This window comes from Sphingobium sp., from assembly GCF_048594625.1.
Lineage (GTDB): Bacteria > Pseudomonadota > Alphaproteobacteria > Sphingomonadales > Sphingomonadaceae > Sphingobium.
In genome coordinates this window covers 1-13,876 of the sequence record NZ_JBMDWL010000142.1, presented here as the reverse complement: position 1 = coordinate 13,876, position 13,876 = coordinate 1, and the positions used below count along the sequence as shown (strand labels likewise).

The 13,876-nt window shown below is 61.9% G+C and carries 8 protein-coding genes; 4 read left to right on the top strand and 4 right to left on the bottom strand.

The window, feature by feature from the left end:
- Positions 1-242: 242 nt before the first annotated feature.
- Positions 243-1,505, bottom strand: coding sequence for an MFS transporter (locus ACOJSJ_RS18145; RefSeq protein ID WP_420146358.1), 1,263 nt, complete (start codon positions 1,503-1,505; stop codon positions 243-245).
- A gap of 194 nt (positions 1,506-1,699) precedes the next feature.
- Between ACOJSJ_RS18145 and ACOJSJ_RS18140 the strand changes: the two genes are divergently transcribed.
- Positions 1,700-3,226, top strand: a complete 1,527-nt coding sequence (locus ACOJSJ_RS18140; protein WP_420146357.1) for a DUF5060 domain-containing protein — start codon at positions 1,700-1,702, stop codon at positions 3,224-3,226.
- Between the two features lie 60 nt (positions 3,227-3,286).
- On the opposite strand, the gene ACOJSJ_RS18135 is transcribed toward ACOJSJ_RS18140, so the two are convergent.
- On the bottom strand, positions 3,287-4,036 hold the full coding sequence (locus ACOJSJ_RS18135) for a FadR/GntR family transcriptional regulator (RefSeq protein ID WP_420146356.1): 750 nt from the start codon (positions 4,034-4,036) through the stop codon (positions 3,287-3,289).
- Positions 4,037-4,121: 85 nt separating this feature from the next.
- A complete protein-coding gene (gene dld, locus ACOJSJ_RS18130; protein ID WP_420146359.1) occupies positions 4,122-5,837 on the bottom strand; it encodes a D-lactate dehydrogenase in 1,716 nt (571 codons plus the stop codon).
- Positions 5,838-5,960: 123 nt separating this feature from the next.
- On the opposite strand from dld, the gene ACOJSJ_RS18125 reads away from it, so the two are divergent.
- From ACOJSJ_RS18125 to ACOJSJ_RS18115, 3 genes are all read left to right on the top strand, one after another.
- Complete coding sequence (locus ACOJSJ_RS18125) at positions 5,961-8,201, top strand: hypothetical protein (RefSeq protein ID WP_420146355.1); 2,241 nt, start codon at positions 5,961-5,963, stop codon at positions 8,199-8,201.
- 105 nt (positions 8,202-8,306) lie between these two features.
- A complete protein-coding gene (locus tag ACOJSJ_RS18120) occupies positions 8,307-10,895 on the top strand; it encodes a TonB-dependent receptor (RefSeq protein ID WP_420146354.1) in 2,589 nt (862 codons plus the stop codon).
- A gap of 66 nt (positions 10,896-10,961) precedes the next feature.
- Positions 10,962-12,338, top strand: a complete 1,377-nt coding sequence (locus ACOJSJ_RS18115; protein WP_420146353.1) for a glycoside hydrolase family 140 protein — start codon at positions 10,962-10,964, stop codon at positions 12,336-12,338.
- Between the two features lie 129 nt (positions 12,339-12,467).
- On the opposite strand, the gene ACOJSJ_RS18110 is transcribed toward ACOJSJ_RS18115, so the two are convergent.
- A partial coding sequence (locus ACOJSJ_RS18110) for a glycosylhydrolase-like jelly roll fold domain-containing protein (RefSeq protein ID WP_420146352.1) occupies positions 12,468-13,876 on the bottom strand: 1,409 nt, incomplete at its 5' end.

Sequence of the window (13,876 nt, the reverse complement as noted above, 5' to 3'; positions counted from 1 at the left end):
TCAGAGGGGATGGGCTGCGGGCATCACTTCCGGCGTGCTGATGTTTGCCTTCGCCATCTGGATATGGCGGCGGCAGATCATCAAGTATCCAGACGACACTTGGAAAGCTCGCTTCTAACCAATTTGTCCACGCCGCCTAGAACATTTTCAAAGCTCTGCAGGCCCGCAATATGCGGAGAACAAAGGAGAGACGGAGCATGATCCGATTCAGTATGACCGGATCATGCTTTAGTGCCGGAGGCTCAGCTCAGTCCCGCTTCCAGCTCCTCCAGCGACTTGCCTTCGTTACGCGGTGCGCCCCAGAAGCCGATGATGCCGCTCACCACCAGGAACCCGGTCAATATCCAGGCCAGATTGGTAAAGCCCGTCGCCGTCAGCACCGGCACGAAGAAGCTCCAGATGCCCAGCAATATGCGTACGATGGCGAACATCACGCCCTGCGCGGTGCTGCGCAGCAGGGTCGGGAACATTTCCGAACTCCACAGCTGAAAGAAACATTGCGCGCCAAACCCCTGACCGAACGCCATCAGCACCACATGCACGATCGCCACCGTCAGCGTCAGCGGGAACAGCGCCAGCAACGACATGCCAATCACCTGAATGATGGCGGAAATCAGGAACATGATCCGCTGGTTCACCCGGTCGGACCAGCGCATGAACACCAGCCAGATGGACAGCATGCCGATCAGGAAGCTGCCCGCCTGAATGGCGACGGACATGGCCTGACTCTGGTCGCCGACCGTGCGCAGGATATAGGGGAAGAAGAATCCGTTGGTCCCCGCCCACAGGTTCCAGAACACATACATGCCGGCCAGAAACGCCATCGACCGGATATGCTGACGGCTGAACAGGTCGCGTAGTCCGACCTTGCGCTGGCTCACCATCTGCGCGTCCAGCCAGCGCTGCGATTCCTGCATTTTCGACCGCAGGAAAGTCAGCGCCACTGCTAATATGGCGAGGTGCGCGAACACGATCCGCGCGCCCAGCAATCCCAGCGGCGACAATGCCAGGAACATCAGCAACACGACGACCGGCCCCAGATACCAGAGCACCTGCGCCACGCCGCTATGCTTGCCGCGCGCGCCCTTGGGCGCCATTTCCGCGATCAGCGACCAGGACGCGGGAATATCCGCCCCCACCGCCAGCCCGACGAGGAAAAACCCCAGCACGATCATCCATGCGTTCATGGCGAATATCAGCCACAACATGCCAAATGCGTAGAACAGCATGTCATATTGGTAGATCTTCTTGCGCCCGAACATGTCGCACAATCGTCCGCCGATGAAGGCGCCGACGCCCGCCGAAATGGCATTGGGACCAAAGGCGCCGATCATCCCGACCAGATCGTTGCTCAGGCGATAGGTTTCGACCCACAGCGCCAGCGCGGCCGACCCTGCAACAATGGATCCTGCATCAATATAGTTGGCAAGACCTGCCAATATGCTATTCTTCCACGCATCATCCTGATGTTGTTCGTCTGGATGGGCAATTGCGACAGTCGTCACGGACGTCATCTCCTCTCCGCATCAGGCTTTATTGGCCTTGAAATTCTCCCATGGCATTGATCATATAATAACATGATTTATGATGCCAGCCCTGGCACAGCCGATTCCGATGAAAATTATAAAGGGAGAAGATGACGGTGACGGTTTCGCGACGGACCATGCTGACAAGGGCTGCGACCATGGGGGCCGTGGCCATGACCGGGCCGCTCGGCGCCCGCAATGCTGCCGCCGCGCCAGTTGAACGCTGGGGCATTTTTGAACTGGCGCTGGATGGCCCGAAGGACGGCAATCCCTTCGACGACGTGCAACTGTCGGCCAGCTTCGCCAGCAATGGCAGGACCACCCGCGTGCCCGGATTTTACGATGGCGACGGCGTCTATCGCGTCCGCTTCAGTCCGCCCGACACGGGCAGCTGGACCTGGAGCAGCAACAGCAACGCGCCCGCGCTGAACGGCAAGAGCGGCAGTTTCACCTGCACCGCCCCGTCAAAGGGCAATCATGGCCCGGTTCGGGTGACGAAGGATGGCTATCACTTCGCCTATGCCGACGGCACGCCCTATCGTCAGATCGGCACCACCTGCTACAGCTGGGCGCTGCAAAGCGAGGAAAAATGCGCGCAGACGCTGGCGACGCTGAAGGCGTCACCCTTCAACAAGATGCGCATGCTGGTCTTTCCCAATGTGGAATCGGTCGCGACCAATCCTTTCGTGAAGACCGGACCAGGCCTGAAGGACTGGGACGCCACGCGCATCGACCCTGCCTATTTCCGCCGGTTCGAAGATCGCATCAAGAAACTGGGCGATCTTGGCATAGAGGCGGACGTCATCCTCTATCACCCCTATGATGAAAAGCGCGGCTATAACGACATGAAACGCGCCGATGATGAGCGTTACGTCCGTTATGTCGTCGCCCGCTTCGGCGCCTATCGCAACCTCTGGTGGTCGATGGCGAACGAATATGATGATGTGAAGACCAAGACGGTGGATGACTGGGATCATCTGCTGCAACTGGTCCAGCACGAAGATCCGCATGACCGGCTGCGTTCGATCCATCAGATCAACGTCTATTATGACAATCGCAAACCGTGGATCACCCATAGCAGCATCCAGAATGGCGCCGCCGTGCTGGACGATGTCCGCGCCGAACTGCATCGCAGCTTTGGCCTGAAACCCGTCATCTTCGATGAGGTCTGCTATGAAGGCAATTCGAAGCTGCGCTGGGGCAATCTGACCGGCGAACAGCTGGTCGAACGTTTCTGGTGGGGGCTGATGGGCGGCACCTATGTCGGCCATAGCGAAACATATGAACCCAATCAGAATGCCGATTATTCCTGGCTGGGGCAGGGCGGCAGGCTGACCGGCACCAGTCCCCCGCGCCTCGCTTTCCTGCGCCGCATCATGGAGGAAGGGCCGCAACCGGGCATCGAACCGATCCAGACATGGTGGAATTATTCGATCGCGGGCAAGCCGTTCGAATATTATCTCCATTATTTCGGGTCGGATCAGCCGACGGAATGGCCGGTCATCCTGCCCGGCAAGAAGGGGCAGCCGATGAACGCCTACCGGCTCGACATCATCGACACATGGAACATGACGGTCACGCCGGTCGACGGCCTGTTCCGCATGCAGCGGCACGGCGACTATGATTTCCACGACCCCGCGCGGCCCACCGTGGCCCTGCCGGGCAAGCCGTGGATCGCGGTCCGCCTGACGAAGGCGTAAGGGCAAGGGAGCGCCGCGGTAACGGCGCTCCCTTCCTGCTTCCGGTAAAACCCGACGCGATTATCCCTGCTGCGTCCGCGACAGGCTGCGCGACACCTTGATCGCGCCGAAATCGATGATTTCCCCCATCAGGCGCGCGGCTTCCTCGGCCGCGCCTGCTTCTATGGCGTCAACGACACGCTCATGGCGCAGCACGGTTTCCTCATGCATGTCGTCTTCCTCCAGCGGCAGCATCAGGAAGGATGCGACCAGCGCGACTTCGGTCACGGTGGAAAAGGCGTTCAACAGGAAATTGCCCGACGCCGCGCCGATCGCCTGATGAAAGGCAAGGTCGGCTTCCGCGAATTTCTGGCGTGATCCAACGGCGTTGCGCATGCCGGCAACCGCCTCCCGCAACAGTGCGATGTCTTCGGGCGTGGCGCGATGTGCGGCCAGTTCGGCGGCGCGCGATTCCACCGCGACCCGTGCTTCGGCGATGCCACGGCGAAATTCGCTGTCCATGCCCAGGCTCACGCGCCAAGCCAGCACCTCTGCGTCGAAGAAATTCCAGTAATGCTGGTCGCGCACGCTGGTGCCGACCCTTGTCTTCGACACGATCATGCCCTTGGCGGTCAGGGTCTTGAACACTTCGCGCAACACCGTGCGGGAAATGCCGAACCGGTCGATAATTTCCTGTTCCGACGGCAATTTGCTGCCCGGCGGGTATGTGCCCGCCAATATTTCCGCCCCCAATACCTTCGCCACCTGATTATGGGTCGAAGTCGTCGGTTTCAGATAGGCTTCGAAGCCGGAAGTCTGCTGTTTTGCCAAAAGTTGTCCCTTATCCGATCGTATTCCCCCTCACGATCATTACCGCTGTTAGGCTATTCGTGCGTCCGAAACCAGATCGTACACATCAAACTTTCGGCTGATCATCATAATAGGATTGCATGGACATCTGGCCGATGCCCGGGTTCATGCGATTGGACGGGTCCAGATTGCGGTAAAATTCCGCCAGTGCCGGTTTGGCGGGGTACAGGTGCCCGACATTATGTTCGGCCGGATATTCCGCGCCCCGTTCGTTCAGAACGCGCAGCAACTGCGCATCGAACCGGTCGATGTCGGTTCCCTTGCGCACGACATAATCCTGATGGAATACGTGGCAGAAGAAATGGCCATAATATAGCTTGGCGATGGTCGCCGCCTCCATATCCGGGGGCAGAGTTTCGGTCCATATCTGCGCATTGCGGGGCAGGGCGATGTCCAGCGCCACGATGTCCTCCACCCTGTCGCGATGCACTTCGCGATAACGCACCGCCGCTCCGGCAACCGCGAAACGGTGCAGGAACGCCTTGTCGGCTTCGTCTGGCGAACATTCGAAATAGTCGCCGTCCCGGTCGGCAAAGGCGCGGCGCAGATAGGCGCGCATGGCCGCCAGATCCTCCGCCGCCATGCGCAGCATCAGATGATGTTCATACCGGTCGCGCCACAGCCGCATCCGTTCGGGCAGATGCTGCGGAAACAGCTGCGCCATCCGGTTCAGCCAGCGATCGACCAGCCCGCGCTTGCCAAGGCCGACGGTGTCCAGCCATCCTTCCACCCGTGCCTTGAAAGCGAACAGGGCGGGCAGCCTGTCGGTCCCCAGCATGCGGATGGCCAGGAATGTGTCCTTGCCATAGCGGGCGGCGATGTCGAACGCGGTGCGATGCACATATTCCGCCGCGATCGGCAGGCCCGCAAATTCGCGCAGCATATCGCGGCGCAACGTCGTCAGCAGATCGGCGTCATTGGTGCCGATATAGAAGACGCCGGTGCCTTCCTCCTTGGCAAAACTGTCAAGCCGGACGGCGAACAGCGCCAGTTTACCTGCGCTGCCCGATGCTTCGTGCAATTTGCGGGGGTCGGCATTGAACCGCGCCGGGGTATCGGCGTCGATGTCGCGCACATGGGCGGCATAGTCGGGGTCGGACGCATGGCGCTCCGGTTCATGCAGCACATCCGCGTCGGTAAAGGCGCCCCGGTCCAGCCGATCCAGCACATCTTCCGGATCGTCGCCCAACGCCACGCCCAGATGGTTGACCAATGCCAGCCGCCCGTTCCCGTCCAGCCGGGCATAAAGCGCCAGTTCGGTATAGGCCGGGCCGCGCCGCACCAGCGATCCGCCGCTATTGTTGCAGACGCCGCCCATCACGCTGGCGCCTAGGCAGGATGATCCGATCACGCTGTGCGGTTCGCGCCCCAATGGCCGCAACCGCCGCTCCAGCGCATGCAATGTCGCACCGGGCAGGCAGATGACCTGCCGCCCGCCGTCGATCAGGTGGATCGCCTTGATCCGCGTCGTGCTAATGATCACGACGGGCCGGTCATAGGTCTCGCCATGGGGCGTCGATCCGCCGGTCAGCCCGGTATTGGCCGCCTGCATGATGATGGCGGCCCCTGCATCGACACAGGCCGTCAGCGCGCGCCATTGTTCGACCAGCGTGCCGGGGCGCACCACCGCCGCCACCTGCCCCGATCCGAACCGATAGCCGGTGCGGAACCGCCGCGTCTGTCGATCATGCGTCAGGACGTGCGACGTGCCGACGATGGCCCGCAGGCTGGCCAGCAATGTCGCCGGTTCCTCCCCCTTCATCGCACCCCCTGAATACCCCCGCCGCCCTGCATCGGGACGGTCGTCCATCTTTCACGCTCTATCTTGACCCGTTTCATCTAGGTAATATCATATGATTAATCAAAGAAAAGAAAAGAGGGGACCATGAAAAACAATTATTTTGCTGCGCTGATGATCGCTTCGCTCTCCTTTAGCGCGGGTGTGAAGGCGGCTTCCGATCCATCCTACACCATGCCGCCCGGTGCGGTCCCCTATACGATAGACCATCCCGGCCGTGCCAACGGGCTGATCGACCTGCGTTTTCTGCTGGATGGGCCTGCGGGCAACCATGGCTTCGTGACGGTGAAGGACGGCCATTTCCGTTTTGCGGACGGTCGCCGTTTCAGATGCTGGGGCGTCAACATCACCGGCTGGGAAATGGGATCGGCGCTGCTGCCTCCGCATCGCGAAGCGGAAATCTATGCCGAATCCCTCGCCCGGCTCGGCGTCAATTGCGTGCGCCTTCATTTCCTGGACATGCGCACCGATCAGCGGGTGATCGATGGCGACGGCGTTCCCGTGGCGCGCGGCGGGCAGAAGCCGCCCATCACCCACACCCCGTCCGGGCTGATCGACGCGCGTTTCGACGACAGTCGCCATTTCGACCCCGATCAGGTCGACCGGCTCCATTATCTCTTCGCCCAGTTCAAGCAGCGCGGCATCTATATCGACTTCAACCTCAATGTCGGGCGGACATGGCGCGCGGGGGATGGCGTGCCCGATCATGACCTGATCGGTGTGGCAAAGGGCGTCACCTATTTCGGCCCTGAACTCATCGCGCGTCAAAAGGACTATGCGCGCATGCTGCTCGACATGCGCAACCCTTATACCGGCCTGCGTTATGCGGACGATCCGGCGGTCGCGATCGTGGAAATCGTCAATGAAAACTCGCTGCTGGAATTCTGGCAGCGGGGCTGGCTGCGCGGTGAGCGTGTGCCGGGCGGCGAAAATCTCCAGCTCGACCTGACGCCGCATTATGCAAGGTTGCTGACGGACCGCTATAATGCATGGCTGGCGCGCAATCGCAAAGCCACCGAACTGGCAGAGTTGCGAAGGCTGGCCGGGGTAGGGCCGGGCGCCTCCATCCCTTTCCTGCGTCGCGGCGATTTCCGCGATGCGCCAAAGTCGCGTTTCCGCGCCGAAATCGAATTTCTGACCAGCGTGGAGGTCGATTTCCAACAGGATATGGCCCGTTTCCTGCGCGATGAGGTCGGCGTCAAATCGATCATCATGCCGACCGCCGACCACACCTATTTCATCGCGGGCCAGCCGATGATGCGCTCATCCGCCAAATTCGATGTCATGGACAGCCATGTCTATTGGCAGCATCCGGCCATTTACGGCCATCGCGGCGATCCCATGGTAAACCGGCCGGACCTGTCCATTCCGGTCAAGCTCGCCCGCACCGCCATGTCGGGGAAGGCCTTCACCGTCAGTGAGGTGAACCATCCCTATCCATCGGACTATGGCGCGGAAATGATCCCGACGCTGGCCGCCTATGCCGCCCTTCAGGATTGGGACGGCATCTTCTTCTATACTTTCGAGGTCAAACTGCCGGGGCAATCGACGGCGGTCATCGGCGACCATTTCGACATCACGCAGGATCCGGTGAAGATCGCGCAGCTTCCGCTGGGCGCCATGCTCTTCCTGCGCGGTGACGTGTCCCCGGCAAAGACCGTCGTGACGCGCAGCTATTCGACCGATCAGATCGACGAATCCGCCCGCATGCCGCGCGTCGAACAACCCTATTTCACCCCCGGCTTTCCAAAGGCGCTGCCGCTGACCCATGGTTCGCGGGTTGCCTGCCTCGACTGCGCGCCCATCGCCGTGCCGCCGCTGCCGCCCGCCAACCCGATCCTGTCGGATACGGGCGAACTGCGCTGGCGGACCGATGCGTCGGGCGGCACGATCAGCATCGATGCGGCCCGCAGTCAGGCGCTGGTCGGCTTCGTGCGCGCGGCGAAGGTCGCGACCACGCATTTGTCCGCCGACATCGCCAATGACTTTGCGGCCATCAGCCTGTCGTCGCTCGACGGAAAGCCGGTGCGGACATCCGATCATCTGCTGCTCACCGCCACGGCAAAGGCGGGCAACAGCGGTCAGGTCTGGGACGATCGCCATGCGATGCTCGACGTCTGGGGCACGGCGCCGACATGGATCGAACCGGTCAAGGGCTGGCTGATGCTGCGCGATCTGGACGGGGCGCTGGCGGTGACGGCGACTCCGCTGGATGGCGCGGGCAAACCCATCGGCCCCGCGATCAAGGGGCGCATGATGGAGGATGGCTGGGAAATCCCGGTCGGCGACCCGGCCGCCACCTCCTATGTTGTACGAATATCACGCTGAATCGCCAGAAAATCCGCCTGCCGGGATTACTCCAACAAATGGCTTGAACGCATATAATATTATTATATAACTATACCCATATAAAGTCAGTCCAGGAGGGGAAATATGCGTATCGTTCACCATATTCTTGCAGGCGTTGCCGCATGCGGCGTCATCGGTTTCGTGCCGACCGCTGCCTATGCGCAGGATGCCGCCAATGGCGAAGTCGCCGACATCGTCGTCACCGGTATCCGCGCCAGCCTTCAGTCGGCGCAGAATATCAAGCGTAACTCCGACAAGATCGTCGATTCGATCGTGGCCGAAGACATCGGCAAGCTGCCCGACATCAACGTGGCCGAAGCGCTCCAGCGCGTGTCCGGCATCCAGGTCAGCCGTGACCGCGGCGAAGGCGGCGGCGTCGCCATTCGCGGCCTGTCTCAGGTGCTGACCACGATGAACGGCCGCGAAGTCTTCACCGCCGGTGGTGGCCGCTCCTTCAACCTTCAGGACGTGCCGTCCGAACTGCTGTCGGGCATCGACGTCTACAAGACCCCTTCGGCCGACCTGATCGAAGGCGGCATCGGCGGCGTCATCGACCTGCGCACCCGCAAGCCGCTCGACAAGAAAGGCTTCACCTTCAGCGCCAGCGCGCGGGGCCGCTATTCCGATCTTGCCGACGACGTAAAGCCGATGGCCTCCATGCTGGTCAGCAACAGCTGGGACACGGACGCCGGTGAATTCGGCATCCTCGTCAGCGCCGCCTATCAGGAACGCGCCTTCGCCACCGACATCATCAACGTCGGCGCGCCCAATGGCCGCAGCGACATCATCGCCGGCCGCACGCTCAGTGCGCCCAACGGTTCCTATCAGCCCGCGATCAAGGGCAATCGCCGTCGCATCGGTATCGACGGGATTGTCCAGTGGAAGCCGTCGCCCGAATGGGAAGTCTATGGCCAGGTCAGCTATCAGGACTTCAGTTCGATCCAGACGCAGTTCGGCCTCAACATCCCGACCAACGGCCGTGCCGCCGTACCGGGCAGCGCGACCCTGTTCGAAGGCACCAACGACATCCAGTCGGTGTCGTACAACAATGTCGCCTTCAGCACCTTTGGCGTGGCGCGCGACACTTATGACGAAAATTTCCAATATTCGGGCGGCGTCACCTATGATTCCGACGGCGTTCGCCTGAATGTCGACGCCAGCTATTCGACGTCGAAGAATACGCTCTATTATTCCGAACTCGATCTGGCCGGGGTTGCCCCGCGCGCGGATCAGAATGTGACCGGCGCGGTGCCGACGATGCTGCTCAGCGGCATCGATCTCAACAATATTGCCAGCTACACCATCGGCGCGATGACCCGGAACGAAAATTACTTCAAGGGCGATATGTGGGCGATCAAGGCCGACTCCTCCTTTGACGTTGAAAGCCAGTTCCTGAAGTCGCTGAACTTCGGCGTCCGCTGGGCGAAGCGCGGCATGGACTTCACGCCCGTCCGCTTCTTCCAGACGCCCGGCACCGCCGCCGCGCGCCTGAACGCGGCTCCCTATGCGGACCTGTTCATGGCCAATCCGCTCAACAGCATGTTCAGCGGTTCGACCAACATCAATCAGGACTTTCTGGTTGCCGATCCTGACGCGCTGCGTTCGATGGACAATTTCAATGCCATCCGTCAGCAACTGGGCATCACGACGCCGGTTTCGGTCAGCCAGCCTGGCATCTACAGCATCAATGAAACCACCTTTGCGGGCTATGCCATGGCGAAATATGGCTTCGACCTGGGCAGCATACCGGTTGATGGCAATTTCGGCGTTCGCGTCATTCGCACCGGCCTCAACGTGACGGGCAATCGCCTCAACGCGGGGCAGACCGTGCCGACGCCGATCGACATGAGCAGCAACTATCTGAGCGTCCTGCCCAGCGCGAACATCCGTTTCAAGCTGAGCGACGAACTGCAACTGCGCCTGTCCGCGTCGCAGGTGCTGACCCGTCCGGGCTTCGGTCAGCTGGCGCCCACGCTCACGCTGGTCCCGGCGCAGAATACCGGGTCGTCGGGCAACCCGGATCTGCGCCCGCTCAAGGCGGACCAGCTCGACGCCAGCCTCGAATATTATTTCTCGCCAACGGGGTCGGTCTATCTGGCCGGTTTCTACCGCAATGTGCAGAATTTCATCCTGACCGGGACGGTCCTGCGCAATATCGATGGCATCGAATATAGCATTTCCGCGCCCACCAACAGCAATCAGGGCAAGATCAAGGGTGTCGAAGTCGGCGGCCAGACCTTCTTCGACTTCCTGCCGGGCCTGCTCAGCGGTTTTGGCGTACAGGCCAACTATACCTTCGTGGACAGCTCGACCGGCACCTCGATCGCTGGCCTCAGCACGCCGCTGACCGACTTGTCGAAGCACAGCTTCAACGTCAGCGCCATCTATGAAAAGGGGCCGCTGTCCGCGCGTCTCGCCTATAACTGGCGCGACAAGTTCCTGACGGGCCTGTTCACCAACAACATCGTCACCGGCCTGCCTGTCTATCGCAAGGCTTATGGCTGGCTGGACGCGTCGATCAACCTCGACGTGACGAAGAATGTCACCCTGTCGCTGGAAGGCAGCAACCTGACCCGCAGCAAGACGCACACCTATTATGGGCGCGAAACACTGGTCGGCAATCTGGAACAGGACGACATTCAGGTACTCGGCGGCGTCCGCGTCACCTTCTGAACCCTTCCTCCCCTTGTCCCCGCGGCTGCACACCGCGGGGACATTTTTCTTTTGAAAGGTCGGTCGATGCTACGCAAGGGATGGGTCGCCATGGTAATGCTGGCGCTGGCAAATGCGGCGCATGCCGCGCCCGTCCCATTGCCGCTGAAGGTCGCCGACAATCACCGCTATCTCGCCACGACCGACGACCGCCCCTTTTTCTGGCTGGGCGACACCGGCTGGCTGCTGCTGGGCCGCCTCGACCGCGACGAAACCGAACGCTATTTCGCAAAGCGCGCGCAGCAGGGCTTCACCGTCATTCAGGTGATGGTCCTCCACACCGCACAGCAGACCAACCGCTATGATGCGCCCGCGATCATCGACGGCAATCCCGCCCGGCCCCGCACGACGCCGGGCAAGGATGTTTCAAAGGCGGGCGAATATGATTATTGGGACCATCTCGACTGGGTGGTGGACCGCGCGGCCGCTCACGGCCTTTATGTCGCGCTGGTCCCGGTCTGGGGCACGGTGGTCGTGAACAGCAAATTGCCGCCCGCCGATGCCGCCGCCTATGGCCGGTTTCTGGGCGAACGCTATGGCGATCGGCCGAATATCATCTGGCTGAACGGTGGCGACACCCATGGCGAACAGAATGTCGCGACATGGCATGCGCTGGGCAACGCGATCAAGGCCGCCGCCCCGACCCAGCTGATGACTTTCCACCCGTTCGGCCGCACCGATTCCTCCTGGGATTATCACCGTGCGCCATGGCTGGATTTCAACATGTTCCAGTCCGGCCACCAAAGTTACGCGCAGGAGGAAAAGGACGCCCGCGCAGAGGATAACTGGCGCTACGTCACCGAAGATCTGGCCCGCACGCCGCTCAAACCCAGCATCGATGGCGAACCCAGTTACGAAAATATTCCGCACGGCCTGCATGACGCCAAAGCGCCGCGCTGGCAGGCGGCCGATGTGCGACGCTATGCCTGGTGGGCGGTGTTCGCCGGTGCCTTTGGCCATACATATGGCGACAATGACGTAATGCAGATGTTCGTGCCGGGTCGCGACAAGCCCGCCTACACCGCCAATCTGCGCTGGGACAAGGCGCTCGACGCGGCAGGCGCGACCCAGATGCACCATCTGCGCGACCTGATCCTGTCGCGTCCTTTCTTTGAACGCGTTCCCGATCAGAGCCTGATCGCGGGTCGCAACGGCGCGCGTTACGAACGCGTCATCGCCACCAGAGGCCGCGCCTATGCTATGGCCTACAGCTATACCGGTCGTCCCTTCCGCATCCACCTCGGCCGGATCGATGGGAAACAGGTCCGCGCCGCATGGTTCGATCCGCGCACCGGCGCGCAACGACCCATCGGTCGCTTTCCCAACAGCGGCGACCGCCTCTTCACCCCGCCGGGCAGGCCTCGCCCCGGCAATGACTGGGTTCTGCTCCTCGATGGAGAATAAGCGCAGTTAGGGCATTTTCGAAGCAGATGGCATCATCTGCTGGACTCGGATCATGCGCCAGCGACGCTGCGCCGTGCCCCTCCATCGAACCGGACGACCGGGGATTGCACGCCCCGGTCGTCCGCCTCTTCATTTCAGCGTGATGTCGCGGGTATAGACCAGCCGCACCGGCCCCAGCAGCCCGGAATCCAGCAGCGGCTCGCCCGCCTGATAGAATGTCCATGGCGTAAAGGTCACGCGCCCGCCTGCGGGTTTCGCCTCGCCCTTCCTGTACCAGTCGGGCAGGGCGGTAATCTTGCGCGCCATCACCGGCTTCATCTTGCCGTCCGGGCCGGGCTTTTCCCCGATCATCCAGTCGGCATTGTCGACGAAAGTCCCTTCTTCGGGCATCGCGGCGTCGCCGATCATCCGATTGGCCCACAGGTTGGTGACGGCCAGCGATACGGTGTTGGCGCCTGCATGGACGACATCGGTAATGTCGACGCGATAGGGTTCCTTCCACACCACGCCCAGATCCTTGCCATTGACCGTCACGCCCGACAGCACTTCCACCCGGCCAAGGTCCAGCCAGATGCGCAGCCCCTGCTTCAACGCGCTGGCAGGCACGTCGATTTGCCGTTCATAGGTGGCGGTGCCCGAAAAATGTCGCACGCCGGCATCGGCATGATGGCTGAGCGAATCCAGCCTGGGCAGGGTGATGGACGCAGGCGCGCCGCGTCCCGCCTGCAACGCCACCGTCCACGGCCCGTCGATGACCTGTGGCGTGGGCAATGTCGCCGTCACGCTCTGCCCGTTGCTGGTCGTATAGCGCCCGCTTTCCCACAGCCGCATCTGCACCGCGCCGTCGGCGTCGCGCATGATGTCTGCGGGGCTGGCGTTGACCTGGGGACGCGGCGGACCCGCAGCGGCGATCTTGGCGATGTCGGCAGCGCTCAACACTCGCGCATCGGTGCGCAGCGGCGTGAAATTGCCTTCGAAGAAATAGGTCGCGCCATTGGGCGCGGCGGGATCGGAGCCGCCCGCAAAAACCTTGCGCCCGCTCTTCATGCCCGTCTTCGCCAGCTTGCCGTTGATATAGAGGCTCGGCACCCCCTTGTCATAGACCAGCGCGAAATGGCTCCACCCCGCGATCGGCTGGTGCGATACCAGCACGGCGGGCACATCGTCCGGCGATCCGCGCTCGATCACGAAAGCGCCATTGCGTCCCACGGCCAGCCCCGCCACCGCGCTGCCGTCGCCATGCATGTCGCGGCCCGACCGGGCGTTGATCAGGTAATTTTTCCCTGTCTCGTTGATGCGCCCCTTCACGCTTTCCTGCGGCATCAGGCGCAGGTCAAGGTCGGGCTTGGCCCATAGCGACAGGGTGAAACTGTCGGAAGGTGCGGCGACGTTGGGGGTGTCTAGCGTCACATCGGCAAAGCGCTTCCCGTCCTTCGCCACCCAGCTGACCGGCTTTGCCGCGCCTGCCGCTTCGCGGAAGCTGACGAAGGTCGATCCGGCGGGCGACAGGTCGAATGCGACCCGCGTGCCCTTGTCGC